The 16,285-nt window shown below is 55.4% G+C and carries 7 protein-coding genes; 1 reads left to right on the top strand and 6 read right to left on the bottom strand.

Annotated elements, in window-relative coordinates; genetic code table 11:
* Window positions 1-46: 46 nt before the first annotated feature.
* Window positions 47-2,290: a DUF5703 domain-containing protein gene (locus J2I46_RS04935; protein ID WP_310588987.1), complete on the top strand. Its 2,244-nt coding sequence runs from the start codon at window positions 47-49 to the stop codon at window positions 2,288-2,290.
* Between the two features lie 8 nt (window positions 2,291-2,298).
* Here J2I46_RS04935 and J2I46_RS04940 read toward each other — a convergent pair whose 3' ends face one another.
* The 6 genes from J2I46_RS04940 to J2I46_RS04965 form a co-directional block, all read right to left on the bottom strand.
* Window positions 2,299-5,745 (bottom strand): glycosyl hydrolase, encoded by a 3,447-nt coding sequence (locus J2I46_RS04940; RefSeq protein ID WP_207327809.1) that lies wholly within the window; start codon window positions 5,743-5,745, stop codon window positions 2,299-2,301.
* A gap of 87 nt (window positions 5,746-5,832) precedes the next feature.
* On the bottom strand, window positions 5,833-8,253 hold the full coding sequence (galB, locus tag J2I46_RS04945; RefSeq protein WP_207327810.1) for a beta-galactosidase GalB: 2,421 nt from the start codon (window positions 8,251-8,253) through the stop codon (window positions 5,833-5,835).
* Window positions 8,254-8,256: 3 nt separating this feature from the next.
* On the bottom strand, window positions 8,257-9,369 hold the full coding sequence (locus tag J2I46_RS04950; RefSeq protein ID WP_229379502.1) for a glycoside hydrolase family protein: 1,113 nt from the start codon (window positions 9,367-9,369) through the stop codon (window positions 8,257-8,259).
* 173 nt (window positions 9,370-9,542) lie between these two features.
* Window positions 9,543-12,317 (bottom strand): family 78 glycoside hydrolase catalytic domain, encoded by a 2,775-nt coding sequence (locus tag J2I46_RS04955; protein WP_207327812.1) that lies wholly within the window; start codon window positions 12,315-12,317, stop codon window positions 9,543-9,545.
* An 8-nt stretch (window positions 12,318-12,325) separates the two neighbouring features.
* Complete coding sequence (locus J2I46_RS04960; protein ID WP_207327813.1) at window positions 12,326-13,222, bottom strand: sugar phosphate isomerase/epimerase family protein; 897 nt, start codon at window positions 13,220-13,222, stop codon at window positions 12,326-12,328.
* 82 nt (window positions 13,223-13,304) lie between these two features.
* Window positions 13,305-16,283 carry a sodium:solute symporter family protein gene (locus J2I46_RS04965; RefSeq protein WP_207327814.1) on the bottom strand — a complete coding sequence of 993 codons (2,979 nt, stop codon included), beginning with the start codon at window positions 16,281-16,283 and terminating at the stop codon, window positions 13,305-13,307.
* Window positions 16,284-16,285 lie beyond the last annotated feature (2 nt).

Raw genomic sequence — 16,285 nt, forward strand, 5'->3', positions numbered from 1 at the left:
GCTAATAATCAGCAATTTAACTGCCGTTAGAGCGCAGACTAGTTCTGTGGCGCAGTACAATGTAGCGTGGTCTGCTCAAAGCAATAATTCATCAGAATCAATGCCTTGTGGCGGTGGCGATATCGGCCTGAACGTATGGGTCGAGAAAGGCGACCTGCTATTCTATGTGGGCAAAAGCGGTACGTTCGATCACAACAACGCCGTTCTGAAACTTGGCCGGGTGCGGGTGCGGCTTTCGCCCAATCCGTTCGCCGCCAACAACCGGTTCAGCCAGCAACTGGTATTGAACGACGGGTACGTTCAGCTCAACGGAAACGCGGCGGGCATTTCGGCGACGGTGAAGGTGTGGGTCGATGTGTTCCGGCCGGTCATTCACGTTGATATAGCGAGCAATAGAGCCATCAACGCCGAGGCGAGTTACGAGAGCTGGCGCTTTGCAGACCATGTGGTGAAAGGTCGGGAGAACAACGCCAACTCGTATAAGTTCGCGCCGCAGGGCGAGGTTAAAACACTTAAAGATGAGATTCGCTTCGACGGCGACGCCGTAACGTTCTACCACCGAAACGGCCCCGAACGCTCGGCCTTTGACCTGACGGTGCAGCAGCAGGGGCTCGATAGTATCAAAAGCCAATTGTTCAATCCGCTGACGAACCTGACCTTTGGCGGAACCATGGCGGGCAAGGGCATGAAACCGGCCGGTACATCGACGGGAACGTACCTGAACACAGACTTTCAGGGCTGGAAACTAGTTAGCTCCTCCCCCGCCCGCGCTCACTCGCTGGCAATTTATCTCCATACCGATCAGGCAGCGTCGCCGGCCCACTGGCAGCAGGGTTTAGACCGGGTAAAGCAGGATGCAACCGCACATGCGAAAACCGCTGAACGCACAACGCAGCGTTGGTGGAACGACTTCTGGGCGAAAAGCTTTATCCGTATCAACGCTCCGACAGACTCCCCGCAGTGGCAGGCTGCGCGTAATTATCAGTTGTTTCGATACATGCTGGGCTGCAACGCATTTGGCACATTCCCGACCAAATTCAATGGTGGTCTGTTTACCTACGACCCCGTACTGACTGACTCAACAATGCGCTTCACTCCTGATTTCAGGAATTGGGGCGGAGGCACGCATACCGCTCAAAATCAACGACTCGTTTACTGGCCAATGCTCAAAAGTGGCGACTTCGCGCTGATGAAGCCACAGTTCGATTTCTACCTGAACACACTCAGAAACGCCGAGTTACGCACCGAATTTTACTGGCATCATAAGGGGGCCAGTTTTACCGAGCAGATCGAAAATTCGGGGCTGCCCAACCCGGCTGAATACACCTGGAAACGGCCTGCCGACTACGACAAGGGCATGGAATACAACGCCTGGCTGGAGTATGAATGGGACACCGTGCTGGAATTCTGCCAGATGATGCTCGACACTGAACGTTTCACCGGCGAAGACATTTCCAGGTACGTTCCGCTCATCGAAAGTTGCCTCACCTTCTTCGACGAACACTATCAGTATCTGGCCAGAAAACGCGGTAGTAAGGCCCTCGATGGCGACAAAAAGCTGATCATATACCCCGGCTCGGCGGCAGAAACGTATAAAATGGCGTATAACTCGACGTCTACGATCTCGGCCCTTCGCACCGTCGCCAATCGCCTGCTTGACCTGCCGGATACGTACCTGACGCCCGAAAAACGAAATGCCTGGCGGTCGTTTCTGAACCGGATTCCGGCCATCAGCTTTCGCTCGTTCGAGGGGCACCCAACCATTTCCCCGGCCAAACTCTGGGAACGCATCAACAACGTGGAGTCGCCACAACTGTATCCTGTGTATCCCTGGGGCATCTACGGCCTCGGAAAAGCCGGCCTCGACACGGCTATAAACACGTACCTGTACGACAAAGACGCGCTGACATTCAGAAGCCACGTTGGCTGGAAACAGGATAACATCTTCGCCGCCCGCCTCGGCCTAACCGATGAAGCGGCTCGGCTGACCCTGATGAAACTCGCCAATTCGCCCCGTCGGTTCCCCGCTTTCTGGGGCCCCGGCTATGACTGGACACCCGACCATAATTGGGGCGGAGCGGGTATGATCGGCCTCCAGGAAATGCTGTTGCAGACAGATGGTCGACGGATTCTATTGTTTCCCGCCTGGCCAAAAACGTGGGATGTTCACGCCAAACTACATGCCCCTTACAATACAACGGTTGAAGTAGTCCTCAAAAACGGTCAGCTCGAATCGCTGATCGTTACCCCCGAATCGCGCCGGGCCGATGTGGTAAATTGGCTGAAATAATCCGCCCATCACTGCACCAAAACCCGCACAGGACCCAGCAAACCAGCTTTTTCGAGCGGTTTTCCTGCCAGCCGAAACGGGGCGGTGGTGTTGGTAATGCGCTTCGATTCGGGTACTGCCTGATCACCAATCAGGCGGTTAGCCCAGGTGTTGCTCACCTCGATGGTAAGGGTATTTTCTCCGCGCTTCAATCGGTTTGTCAGTTCCACTCGGTAAGGTGCCGTCCAGACGACCCCACAGGAGATACCATTCACCTTCACATCGGCGATGTTGGCCAGTTGGCCCAGTTCCAGCCAGGTACGTTGCTGCATTTCCCCATCCACACCAGGCAACTGGCTGATTGTTTTTGTGTAGGCTGCCGTGCCTGAATAATAGCGAATCGACGAGTCGGGATGCTGGCTCCAGTCGGTGAGTTGAGCAAACGCCTGGGGCTCTTCCGGTCCGCCGAATTGAGGATCGAACTGCACCTGCCACGGGCCTTCCAGCGTAGCGACCGGCGTTGGCTCAAGCCAGTTCTTACCGGAAACGATGGATTGACCAACACCTTTACGAAAGATTACGAACAGCGATGCATTCGGTTCAAGCCGGAGTGAAAGCTGGGTACGTCCGGCCCGGCTGCTCCACTGCCGCGCAGTTAGCAGGTCATCGGTAACGGCATCATACAGCTCGGGCAACTTCCCATTCACCCTGAACGAAAAAGTTAACTCCCGCCGGGTACGTTGCTGATTCGACACAAAGTAGATATCCGTCTGACCATCAACCCGGTGCGTCCAGGCAATATCCTTCGCGTACGTCCCTGTCGGCTCCGTAACAATCACATCGACCTGAACCCCAAGCTCATCCAACGTAGCTGCTTGAAACGGCGTCTTGACGACCCGGCCTTTACCGAGTTTTTTCATCTGGAAAACAGCCCCTCTGCCTGGCACCGCCTCGAACGGTCCATCCCAGAGTTCGCCGGCCAACGCCTTCACCGGCCGACTATCTCCTTTCCCGATTGAGCAGACCGGTTTGTCGCCAATGAGCAGCGTGGCACCTTCTTTTACCAGCTTCACAAACTGCGCCAGCATTTCGGGCAACATACATGCATTATTCGTATTCAGCGGGTGTTTTTGCGGTAGTACCAACAGCGCGTACCTCGTTCCGGGCGCGAAAGAGACCATTCCGCCTTTTGTTGTGGCTGTTGCCAGCCCGTCGGCGCTGAACGAGTCGTAGGCATAACCCCGTAGCGGATTTATCCACTGCTCCGGATCGGCCATGTTGGCCGAATGGCTCACCCCCGCCGGGATTTGCCGGAGTGGTTCGCCGACGTTAGCAAGCCGCCTGGCTTCGCGCTCCACTACCTCTTTCCCGAACATACCGGGCAGCGTCGTTACGAGGCGATCGGGCAGTACAGACCGGCGGGGAATGTCGTCGCCCGAATACACGGCGATGTCGGCCACAGGTCGGCCCAGTTGCAGCAGTGCCTGGCAGCGGGTGGCGTAGTCGACCCAGGCGGTGGCGGGTTTCCACCAGGTCTGATCGCGCTGAAAATACAGGCCTACTCCATCCAGCGTCATACCGGGCTTACGGTTGAGCCAGGGGTTGTGTGTAAACACGTGATACACCAGTTTGTTGATTCCCAGCGCATAGGTGCGATCCTGAAGGGTTTTCAGCATGCCGGGGTGTTCGTTCCATGCCATTCTGACGGTGGTGAAGCCCTCTGCCTGAATGATGTTTTTGCCGTAGATGTGTCCCGCCGATATCGCATCGAGCATATCGTTTGGCTTATCGTGCGTGGGGCTATTGAGCCAGAACTCACCCATCGGAATATCGACCAGTTTGTAATGCGCCAGCCCATCGCTGACCATCGTTGGAGCCACGCTTTCGGCCGTGAACGTAACGCCATGCTGACGGGCCAGATCAGCCAGTGTTTTATAAAAAGTATCAACGACCAGTTCAGCCACCGTTCGGCGAATATCGTACAACACCTGCTCTGACCGCTCAGCGCTGTCAACCGGGATACCGGCCATTACAGGCAAATACGGCAGCAGGTCATAACCACGCCGTTTTTTGAAGGAATCGGCAAAGCCGGTTGACCAGTTCTGGCTGCCACATTCCCAGCTATCGACATGAAACAGCTTCAGCACGTCTTTGCTCAGGTCGGGGCCAATTTGCCGTTGCGTTTCACCAAACCAACTGTTGAACTGCAGGGTGATGGCCGCCGGGTCAAACTTATCACACTCTAGCCCTTTTCCCGCTCCGCCCGTTGCATTCGTCTGGCCGGTAGACGTATGACCAATGCGCAGGATGGTCCAGTTACCGGCAGGTACGTTCCAGTTCAACCGACCGTCATTACCCAGCTTGTCCGTCAAGTCGATGATACTTGCCAACGTAACACACTGACTATCAGCCAGCTGCCCGCTTGTTGAGCGTTCGCTTACCCGCCACACGGCGGCTGTTTTTCCTTCAAACTGGTTGATCCGGGATTCGGCAGACAACTCCAGCCCCACCAGTCTCAGGCTCGGTTTCCATTTGGCCGCGTCCAGATCTTCAGCGCCGGGTTCTGAGCCGGCTTTGTCATACGTAAACCGAAAAAAACGGGCCGTAATAGGTGCAATGGCGTGGGTCACGTCGGCGTCGGTATCCTGCCAGCCGTGGCGCGGCGGTACGAGCCGACCAGCCGGGCGAAAGATAAGTCCATCGTCGCTGACGTCGATCTTTAGCCGGTGTGCCTGGTAGTTGTTTCCGCCGGTTCTAATCAGAATTGACCGACAGGTGAACGGCTGCTCGTAGGCATATTGAATCCAGCAGGTGGTATCACTCCTGAAACTTTCCTTACTGCCCCGGCTCACCAGAAATTGCGGATGTATGCCCGGCCTGCTCGACGTGATTTTCGGTACCGCCAGGTTTGCCGGCGTCACTGTCGGGAAGGCAAGCACCCTGATGTCTTTGTAATAACCCTCGTTGGTCTGGGGTTGCGGTATCAAAACGGAGGTTTTTTGCCCGCCTTGAACCTGCACCGACGAATACACGACCTTCTGCATCGAGCGTTCGGGGGTGATCCACGGTCCGCCTGCCAGCGCGAAGCCATCGCTGACGTGCATACCCATTTCCAGACTAAGCCGTTTGGCTTCCTGCATCGAAAAGCGCACCATTTCCCACCAGCGCGGACTCAGTTGTTCGGTGGCGGGCGTCATCAGCGGTGGGTTCGTCACGCCCTTGATCGGCATCAGGTAGGCCCCGCCAATGCCCGCCGCCTTCATCGCTTCCAGATCAGCCGTAATGCCTTCTTTCGACACTGCGCCCTGCATCCAGTACCAGAACACCCACGGTTTGGCGCTCTGGAGGGCGGCATTCTTCTGTGCTGCCGACACACCGGGCCGGGCAAGCAACTGAGCTAATCCCCCGGCCGATTGGGCCATTAGTTTTTCCCCCGCCAGCAGGAGGAGGATTAGTAGGCAACGATGACGACGCACGGATGTTCGGTTAGGCATGGTTTTGATTCATAACTGTTCTTTTCTCGTTGCTGCCTGCCTGAAGTAAACAACAACAGCCGGGCAACGCTACCGGCTAACCACCTCAACAGTAGCGGCCTGTAACCCTTCTGATGTTGCGTTGATCGTGATCACACCCGGTTTGCCGGTTGTTTTGATGATTGCCAGACACTTGCCGTTATAGGCTTTCCTGTACGTTGCTTTAAACGGCTCCAGGCTGGCCTGGTAGCCATTATCGACGCCCGCCAGCGTGCCTTCGCCCCTGACCGTGAAGGTGATCAGATGATTGGCGCCAGGCACCAGATTACCCTGCTCGTCGAGCACGTTTACGGTAATGAACGACAGGTCTTTTCCGTCGGCCGCCAGCGTAGCACGGTCGGCAATCAGCTGAATTTTGGCGGGTTTTCCGGCTGTGGTGATGGTTCGGGTCAAGCTGGTTTTACCCGCCTGACGAGAAATGGCAGTTAACGTACCTGGCTCGTAGGGCACCCGCCACATCACGTGCAGATCGTTGCCGGTTTTCCTGCGCACGCCCAACGATTTATTGTTCAGAAACAGCTCGACCTCATCGGCCTGACTGTAGTAGGCCCACACATCCACGACTTTCTTCGGTGGCCAGTTCCAGTGCGGAAACAGGTGCAAGACCGGCTTGTCCGTCCATTCAGACTGGTACATATAATACACGTCTTTGGGGAAACCGGCCAGATCGAGAATGCCGAAATACGAACTACGGGCAGGCCACGGATACGGGTGCGGCTCACCCAGGTAATCGAAGCCCGTCCAGACGTACATGCCGGCCATATGCGGCAGTTTTTTGATCACCTTCCAGGTTTGTTCGTGGGTTGACCCCCAGTAGGCGGCTTCGTTGTCGTAGGCGGAGGCTGTCCAGTCGGGGTTACCGTCGGTGAAGTTGGCCGGGCCGCCTTTTCCCCAGAGCCGAACCGAATCGGAGGGCATATCGTAATGGCCGCGCGTTTGCAATGACGACCCCGTTTCAGACGCGATAAAGGCCTGATTTGGAAACACCTTCGGGAGATCGGCGTAGGCTTCGTGCTTGTAATTGAAGCCCAGCAGATCGAGCGCACCAGACTGGTAGATGAAGTTTTTCTCCGGTACGTTCTCCGTCAGTGCCGACGTTACGGGGCGGCTTGTGTCCAGTTCCCTGACGATCTGGGCCAGCTCCCGTGCGATCGTAAGCCCCGTAGAATCAAACTGTTCACGGATTTCGTTGCCGATACTCCACATAAAAATCGAGGGATGGTTGCGGTCGCGGCGAATCATGGCTTCGAGGTCGGCTTTGTGCCAGGCATCCCAGTTCAGGCCATAATCCTGTTTCGATTTCTTTTTCTTCCACATGTCGAAGGCCTCATCCATCACGATAAAGCCCATTTCGTCGCAGAGCGTGAGCAATTCCGGGGCGGGCGGGTTATGAGCCGTTCTGATGCCGTTACAGCCCATCGACTTCAGGAGTTCAAGCTGCCGCTGCATGGCACGCCGGTTCACGGCCGCACCCAACGCCCCCAGATCGTGATGCAAACAGACGCCGAGGATCTTCATCGGTTTGCCGTTCATCGAAAAACCAGCAGCCGGGTCGAACGAAAACGAGCGGATGCCCAACGGCGTTTCGTAACTATCGAGCAGGCGATCCTGCCGATAAATTCTGGTAACGATTTTATACAGGTACGGCTGCTCAACCGACCAGAGAATGGGGGTGTAGATTTCCAGCTGCGGCGATACTGTTTTCAGGGTATCTCTCAACGATACGGCCGTCAGCGTGTAACTGGCAACGGGTGTACCCTGGGCGTTCAGCACATCCGTACCGATCTGCACAACCTGGTCTTTCCTGCCTGTTGCGTTGCGAACCGTGATCTTCAGGTTCAGCACAGCCATCTTCTCGCTGACCGTTGGCGTTGTCACGAACGTACCCCATTCATCAACGGCAATGGCCGACGTAATGACCAGCCGAACATTCCGATAAATGCCCGATCCGGTGTACCAGCGGGAGTTGGGTTGCGCGGCATTGTCAACGCGCACGGCGATGGTGTTTTTTCCGGCACCAGCTTTCAGGTGCTTACTGAGGTCGTACCGGAACGAGCTGTAGCCGTATGGGCGGCTGCCCAGGTACGTTCCGTTGATCCATACTTGGCTGTTGCGGTATACCCCATCGAATTCGATGTACACGTTTTTGCCTTTCGACGAGGCCGGTACGACAAACGTTTTCCGGTACCACCCGATTCCGGTTGGCAGTGCCCCTGCCTGGGTAGTACTGAGGTTATGCTCACTGAACTGCCCTTCGATGCTCCAGTCGTGGGGCAGGGTCAGCGTTCGCCAGGTATCATCCGGGAAGGCAGGGTTTTTGGCGTTGGCATCGTCGCCCGGCAGAAAACGCCAACCGTCATTGAAATCGAGTACGGTTCGGGGTCCGTTTTGAGCCAGCACGGCCGTTGACAACGTACCCAGCCACAGCCAGCAGAGGAACAACTTTTTCATCGGCTACTTTTTATTGATGATGATAAACTGCTTCCCACTCTTGCCCAGGTCGGCAGACGTGGCCACGGCAATGCCCCGCTGATCCTGCTTGTTCACGGCGCAATAGAAATGATAAACAAGGCCTTTGTGCTTCACAACGAACGACTTATGTGCATACAGCTCATCATACGGTTCCGATGGCTCCACCAGATTCACGCCGGTCCAGTCGGTCCAGTTTACGAGATCAGTTGAGGCAGCAAACCGGTTGAATGCCCCTTCCCGGTCCTGCCAGAATGCCCCGAAGTAGAACATGACCCAAAGGCCGTCTATTTGCTGAAGCACGGCATCGCCGGTAATGCCAGCCGGGTGCATCAGCACGGGTTCTTTATTGAAGCGCTGCCAGTTCAGCATATCGTCGGACACGGCCATACCGATGCGCTCAAACCAGCGCGTTTTGTTCACGCCAGTGGTATCGCCATTGGCATTGTAATACATCACAAACGGATGGCCCGTCAGCCGTTGCTGGTCCTGGATAACAGTACTTTTGAACAGTTTCCGGTTCTCCCACCAGCGAACGTCAGCATCGTTTGCCGTAAGCACCGGAGTTGGTTTACACTGCCATTCATGAGCAGTTGCCGGGTTCTTCGCGGTATACGCCACCCCAATCGACAGATCGCCCGCTTCGTAGCCGCGGGCTGCCCCGCCAATGTAGGTCATCCAGTAATTGTCCCGGTATTTCTTAAGGCGGTAGCTGCCGCCCCACCGGGTATCCTGCAACACGTTGTAGCCCGCTTTCTGATGGGCATCCCACTGCCTGCTTGTGGTATCAGCGAACGACAGTTGCCGCCCCAGGTTCTGCCAATGCAGCAGATCCTTACTCGTTGCCAGCCAGGTCTCATAACCGCGCCCGTTGTAGATCAGGTACGTCATATACCAGCTCCGGCCCTTCCTGAACACCGTCGGGCAGTCCATTTTCTGCGAATTGTCGGCGGGCGTGAGCACCAGTCCGTACTTGTAGGGTGTTTTTACGGCCTCGTAGATACGCTGCATCTGTGCCTCGGAAACACGGAGCGATTGGGCAAAGAATGGCGTCGATACAAGGCAAAAGAGTATAACTCGGATAATCGGACAGGTCATTGGCAGGATCGATTTCAATAACTGACTGCTCAGCGTCCAAATCTATCCCGGATAAACGCTATCGCTGTCCACAATTTTCCCAAATGACTATAGCATGTTAGCGTGGTGGTGATTGGCTGATGGCGTGCGCGGCAATCCTACGGCGCGTCAGCAACTCAACCCACGCCACACCTCTACCCTTTCACCCGAAACCGATACGTACCTGAGCCAACGATGATTCGGGCTCTGTCTTTATCGAAACCAGCCAGCCGCACTGCCTTGCTATTGGCGATCGGCGCATTGCTTTCGGTGATCTGCCCGGCGCTTATGGCAGGCAGATAAATGGTCGATGTAGTGTTGGGCGGAATCTGAACGGTCAGGTCAAAGTTGGTGCCTGTCTTCGTCCATTCGCTGGTAATCAGACCATAAGGCGAGTTGTAGGTGGCTTTCGTATGGGTCACATCGCCAACCGGCTGCGGGTAGATCACGCTGTTGCGGAACGCCACCGACGTCTCTTCCTGCTTAATACCGGCTAGTCCGGCGTACAGCCATTCCATCAGGTGGCCCAGCATAAAATGATTGTTCGACACGGTGGGTAGTGCCTGCCACGATTCGGTCAGAGCGGTTGCCCCTTGCGCCAGTTGATAGCCATAACCAGGTACGTCGGCGCGGCTGTTCATATCGAAAATAACGTCTGACCGACCGGCCGCTTCCAGCGCCCGCAGCAGGTACCGGTAACCAATATCACCCGCCGTCAGGCTGTTGTTCCGGCGTCGAATATCCTGCACGATGTTCCCGACAACCGCCTCGCGAAATGGCTCGTCAACCAGGTTCATGTAGAGCGCCATGGCGTTGGCCGTCTGGCTATTTGTGGCGTATTGCTTTGTTTCCCTGTTGAAAAACGACTGGTTAAACGCGATTCTGACCTGTTTGGCCAGCTCACTGTACCGGTCGGCGTCAGCGGGCTTATTCAGCATCCGGGCAATCTGCGCCATGATCGTCAGATCGTAATAGTAGATGGCGGTACCGGTCACGCCCATCGGTGTTTGCTGCGATACACCCGGCGGTTTCGGGCCGAGATCGTACCAGTCGCCCAGGCCTTGCGCCAGGATATGGTTACTGGCCTTCGTACCCAGATAGGTCAGGTAGCGCTGCATCATAGGGTAGCTGTCGGCCAGTTCTGCTTTTTCGCCGTACCACTGGTAGAGGTACCAGGGCACAATGATGGCGCTACTCCCCCACTCCGGCGAGTCGCGAAAAATACCATTGCCATAATCGAATTTCACGTATTCGGGCGCGATTTCGGGAATCAATCCGTCGGGGAGCTGTGAGTCTTTCATATCCTGAATCTCTTTTTTCAGCAAACTGGCGATGTCGTACTGGTAGCGTACCGAACTGCCCATCAGGTGCAGCTCTTCCAGCCAGCCTAGTTTTTCGCGGTGCGGACAATCGGTGAAGACGCTGGCCATATTGCTTTTTACACCCCAGTCGATCAGCGTATTGGCCCTGTTGAACAGTTCATTCGAGCAGGTGAACGTACCTGCGCTGGCGGCGGCATTGCGCGTGTGCAACCCAACCAGTTCACTCAGTTCAGGGCGGTTTCGTGGATTCTGCTCTCCCTTCGGCACTCCGCCTTTCAGTTGCAGGTACCGAAATCCGTAATAGGTAAAGCGGGGTTGCCAGGTTTCAGGTACGTTGCCTTTCAGGATGTATTCGAAATAGTACGGGCTACCCGACGCTTTCTGATTAACTGCCCCGTCTGCTTTCAACAACTCTGCCGGATACACCCGGATGGTATCGCCCCGTTTTCCCTGAACCGTCAACCGGATAATGCCCGACGCGTTTTGCCCCAGATCATATACCCAGTCGCCCGAATCGAGCCGTTTTTTGCTCACTGCCGAAAAGGTGTCGAATACCTTTATTGGTTCCTGAGTTTGGGCCCCCAATCGGGGCGGGCCATCAACAACCATCGCCGTTCGCCAGGTGGCATCCTCAAAAGCAGGACTGTCCCAACCCGATTGTTCGAGCGTGGCATTGTAGTTTTCGCCGCCATAAATGCTGGAAAACGTAATCGGCGATGGGGCCGTTTTCCACGAATCGTCACTGAGAATGGTATACGCCGATCCGTCTGCATAGTTGATCAGGAGCTGGCAGATCAGCTTCGGATAGCCAAACATGACCTTCAACTTCCGAAAACGATCTTTAACTGGCGGCACGTAGTAAAACCCGTTTCCAAGCATCACGCCCAGGGCATTTTCGCCCAACTTCACTCTGCCAGTCAGATCGAACGCGACATATTGGGCCTGTTTGTCATATTTGGTCCAGCCGGGGTCCAGAAAATGGTCACCGATTTTCTGGCCATTCAGGTGCGCATCGAACTGACCCAGCCCGGCAATAAACAGGGTGACTTGTCTAACAGGTTTAGTTACCCTGAAGCTTTTACGAAGCAGCGGCAGCACGTTTCCACCCTGCACAACGTCCTTCTTCCCGTCGGTTGGCAGCCCGTCGACGAGCGAATCGGGCAATCTGTCGAAACCAATCCAGGCTGCGCCTTTCCAGTCGGCTCTGGTCAGCAGGCCCATCTGCCAGGAGGCTACTTCGCTCCAGGGCGACTCGGCACCGTGATTATCCCAGACCTTGATTTTCCAGTAATACACCTTTGCCGATTCCAGTGCCTTCCCTCCGTAGCTTACCTGGATCGATGTTTCAACCATGACCTTGCCCGAATCCCAAACGTTTCCCCCCTGCTGACTCAATGCTGCCGGCGAATCGGCTATCAGGATGCGGTACGCTTTCTGTAGCGTATTGCGCGTGGTGGAGCCAAGCTGCCAGCTAAAGACCGGCTTCGCTGTCTGCACCCCAACCGGATTGGCACGGTACTCGCAGCGTAACCTGGTCACGCTCACCGACTGGGAAAAAGCAGAAGCAGAGAGCAGGAGTAACAGAAAAATGAAAGTAAGCTTCTTCATGAATGCGTTTAACCAGCCTGAAAGATGGATTTCAGGTACGTTGTATTGGCACTAAAATTCTTTTTCACATTTCGCGGGTCGGCAGCATCGCGGGAGCGTTCGATGACCAGCCAGCCAGACCAGCGCATGGCATCCAGCGTTTGCTTTACCTGCTTCATATCCAGACGCGTATTATGCTGGAGCCAGACGCCATCTTCGTCGGTGCAGTGGATCTGACAGATGCGCTTCCGGCCCAGGATGCGCAGTTCCTCGTGCAGGTCGCGGCCAGCCTTCAGCGGATTCGAGAAGTTGACGTAACTCTGAATGTGCGTCGAGCCGATTTCGTCCAGCAAGGCAACTTCGCCGCGTGCGTCCAGCGACGTTTCAATGCCGACAATCACGCCTGCTTTTCTGGCCAGTTTGCCCACCTCTTTCAGCCGTTCTACAATGGCCGGGCGCAATTCTGGATTCTTGACCAGATCACCCTGAACGCCCAGCGGCAGAAAGGCCACCTTCACGTTCATGGCGTTCATCGTATCGAAACAGTCCTGAACCATACGCAGGTACGTTGGTCGGGTAGCGAATGACTGGGCATAGAAACCGGTCATGGCCAGCGAGCAGATGGTAAGATTCAACTCCTTTGCCTTGTCCAGAAACTGCTGTCGGATGGCCGGATCGGCCAGTTGATTATCGAACGTCTCTCGCTGACCCAAACTGCCCATATCGACTTCCAGTCCGTCAGCCCCGATTTCTTTCGTCAGTTGAAACGCGCCCAGCTTTTGCCGCTTCAGGATCATCAGGTCTACCACGGCGATCTTGTACGATTGCTCGGCGCACGGGTTTACCAGCGATGTTGCTTCCGGCAGAATGAGCCCGGTGGTGAGCAACGTGCTGGCTTTAAGGAAGTGTCGGCGGGTATGGGGCATTGGGAAAACTTGATTGTGTACTTGTTTGTCATTTCTCACCGGTTGTCACATAGCGTGAAGCTTCATGCACTCACAACCCGTATCATTTTACCAGCTTCTCCAACTCCTCGAATCGATGGATGGCCGTGGCGGGGAGTTTCTCGCCTTTTTCACCGAAGACGTACATCGCGGGAAATTTCTCGATGGTGCAGGTCGACTCGTCGAACTTACCGGTCTTGTCCTGTACTTTTTTGATATCGAGCGCGAAGTGCCGGGCCAGACATTCGTAGAGTGCCTGCCGCTTACCGGGGCCGTAATCGTGGCCTTCCTGTGGCAGGTGCACATTATTGACCGCATCTGTTTTTCCGTAGAAACCGTAGATGCGTTGCAGGAACGGAAACTCGGCTTCAGGTACGTGCTGTGTCCAGTCTTTTCCGTCGGTGATGGCAAGCTGTGGGCGTGGGGCCGCCATGGCCGCAATCTCTACGTTGCTGGTGCCGTTTCCGCAGAGGTGCACACCCATGCCGCTTTCGCAGGGGCAACCACCGCTATGATACGAAGATAGCATCACCACCGGAACGCTCAGCGTAATGCGATCGTCGAGGGCCGTGAGCAGCATGGTCTGGCTTCCTCCACCCGATCCGCCACTGATAGCAACACGGTTAGGATCGGCATTTTTCAGGGTCAATAACCAGTCGAGGCTGCGCATGCCATTCATGATCTGGATCGTCTGGGCCAGGCTCCGCCGATGATCTTCGGGTTGCATTTGCAGCAGCGATTCACCCCAGGCAAATAGGTCATAACTGAACGCGATGGCCCCCATCCGGGCCTGCATGGCGCACCGAATCTGGCAGTCGGCCCGGTAACGGCCGTCGCTAAAGTGCCCGTCGGGATTCAGAATCACTGGCATTAACTCTTTCTGATTCAGCGGCTTATAAAGAGACCCCGTTACATACAGCCCCGGAAGGGTTTCTATGGCCACGTTTTCAACGGTGTAGCCATCGTAGGTACGTTTATTGGTGATGATTGGCGCGCTGTTCGGTTTGGCGGGGAGACTCGACAGCTTGAGCGCGTTCCACATACAGGTACGGAGTTCAGCTTTACGCTTTTCCCAGCTGGGTACGTCGTTGTAGAGCGAGGCGAGGTAGTCGAGTTGGGCTTTGCCTTCGGCGGGCGTTTTCAGGTGGTATTGAAACGCCTGAAGTTTGTATTTTCTATCTCCTTCTCTGGCAAACGTGATATCCTGCGAGGCCAGCACGTTGGTCATGGTCTGCTCCAGATCGGTTGGCCGAAACCGCCAGTCGGCATAGGTCACGTACTTGTCGCGGACCAGTTCATCCGGGTAGCGGATCTTGACCGAGAACCGCGTTTCAATGTTAGTAATGACGTCTTTGAGTGGCTTTTTAAACTTGTCGTCCGAGGTTTGCGCACTGGCCGACAGGCTACAACCCAGCAGCAACACAACCACGCCCAGCTTTCCCAGCGCATCCGCTCTCTGTGCATTACGTTTCTGTGAAGCCACTTCCGCCGAGGCCGCTTTGGAGGCCGTCCGCCAGCCACTGTACAGCAGGTTCTGATCCAACGCGGGTTTTGGAAAAAACAGACTGGCAACGTACCCCACCCCAACCACCACAAGGTGGCTATATACGCCCAGCATCAGTTTGTGGTGCGTGAAATTGTACGCGCCCAGATCGAGCAGCAGTTTTTTATCCGTACCGTAGCCAATCTGCGTCGACGTCAGAAAGGCATAGGCCGTGAAGACGATACAGACCAGAATGGCGATGTTGACGCCCTGTTTATTCGCCCGTGCGCTGAAAATACCCAGCAGGAAAATGCCGACGATACCGCCCGAGAAAATGGCGTACAGTGTAAAGACAATGCCCAGCACCCCTTCATTTCCAGCCCGCAGATAAATGGCCCCGATCAGAATGGCAATGACGCCCGACAGCACCACGATCGTTTTGCTGACGGTCAGATATTCCCTATCCGGGCGGGCGGGGCGGGCTTTTTTGTAGAAATCTTCGAGGCCAACGGCTGCCAGCGAGTTCAGGTCGGCGCTGAGGCTGCAAATGGCCGCCGAAATCATGGCCGCCAGCACAAAACCGACCACGCCGACCGGAAATTTAGTCATGATAAAATACGGGAAAACGGCGTCGGGCCGCATACCGACCGGCAGTGGTTGCTGTTTGTAGTAGACGAACAGGGCCGTACCGATAAACATGAACAAGGCCCAGACGGGTACCGTTAGCGAGATACCCAGAATCGACGCCTTGATGGCGGCCTTATCGGTTTTGGCGGTCAGATACCGTTGCACCACCGTTTGATCGGTGCCGTATTTCTGAATGGCGTAAAACATCCCATTGATGACCATGACCACAAACGTGAGCTTCGTAAAGTCCATGTCGTAAGGGCCGAATCCGGTCCGGTTGTTGGCCGAAGCCACGCTTATCACTTCTGCAAAGCCTCCATTCACCGAAAGCAGAATGACCACCACGCAAAGAATACCACTGGCGAACAGCATAAAGCCCTGAAACACATCGAGCCAGATCACAGCTTCGATCCCTCCCATCAGGTTGACCGCAATGATGATCAGGCCAACTACAACGATAATATAGAACGTGTCGAGGCCGGTCATGTTGGTGAGCGCCACCGCCAGCAGGAAAAAGACGGTACCCATCGACGAAAACTGCCGCAACACAAAGGCCGTAGAGCTGTAATACCGGGCGAATGAACCGAACCGTTTCTCGAAGTACTCATATGTGCTCAGGCCGATCACTTTTCGGTATAGGGGCACGATGAACCAGATCGTTCCAAGTAGTACAATGGGCACCATCAGGCCCTGCACCAGCAGAATCCAGTTCGACGAATAGCCTTCGCTGGGATAACCCAGAAACGTAACGCTGCTGATCAGCGTGGCCAGCAGCGACATGCCGATAGCCCAGGCTGGCACCCGGCCTTTCGCCGCGAAATAGGTTTCGGTCGTGCGTTGATTCCTGGCGTACCGCAACCCGAAATACAGGTTTATGAGCAATACGGCTGCAATAATCAGGTAGTCGACAACATTTAAGGTTGGGTTTGCCATTG

Origin of the sequence: Fibrella forsythiae, from assembly GCF_017353175.1 — a bacterium.
Classification (GTDB): Bacteria; Bacteroidota; Bacteroidia; order Cytophagales; family Spirosomataceae; genus Fibrella; species Fibrella forsythiae.

Coding starts and splice junctions, on each gene's coding strand:
- J2I46_RS04955 (WP_207327812.1), bottom strand. CDS start 12,317: ATGAAGAAGCTTACTTTCATTTTTCTGTTACTCCTGCTCTCTGCTTCT.
- galB (WP_207327810.1), bottom strand. CDS start 8,253: ATGAAAAAGTTGTTCCTCTGCTGGCTGTGGCTGGGTACGTTGTCAACG.
- J2I46_RS04960 (WP_207327813.1), bottom strand. CDS start 13,222: ATGCCCCATACCCGCCGACACTTCCTTAAAGCCAGCACGTTGCTCACC.
- J2I46_RS04965 (WP_207327814.1), bottom strand. CDS start 16,283: ATGGCAAACCCAACCTTAAATGTTGTCGACTACCTGATTATTGCAGCC.
- J2I46_RS04950 (WP_229379502.1), bottom strand. CDS start 9,369: ATGACCTGTCCGATTATCCGAGTTATACTCTTTTGCCTTGTATCGACG.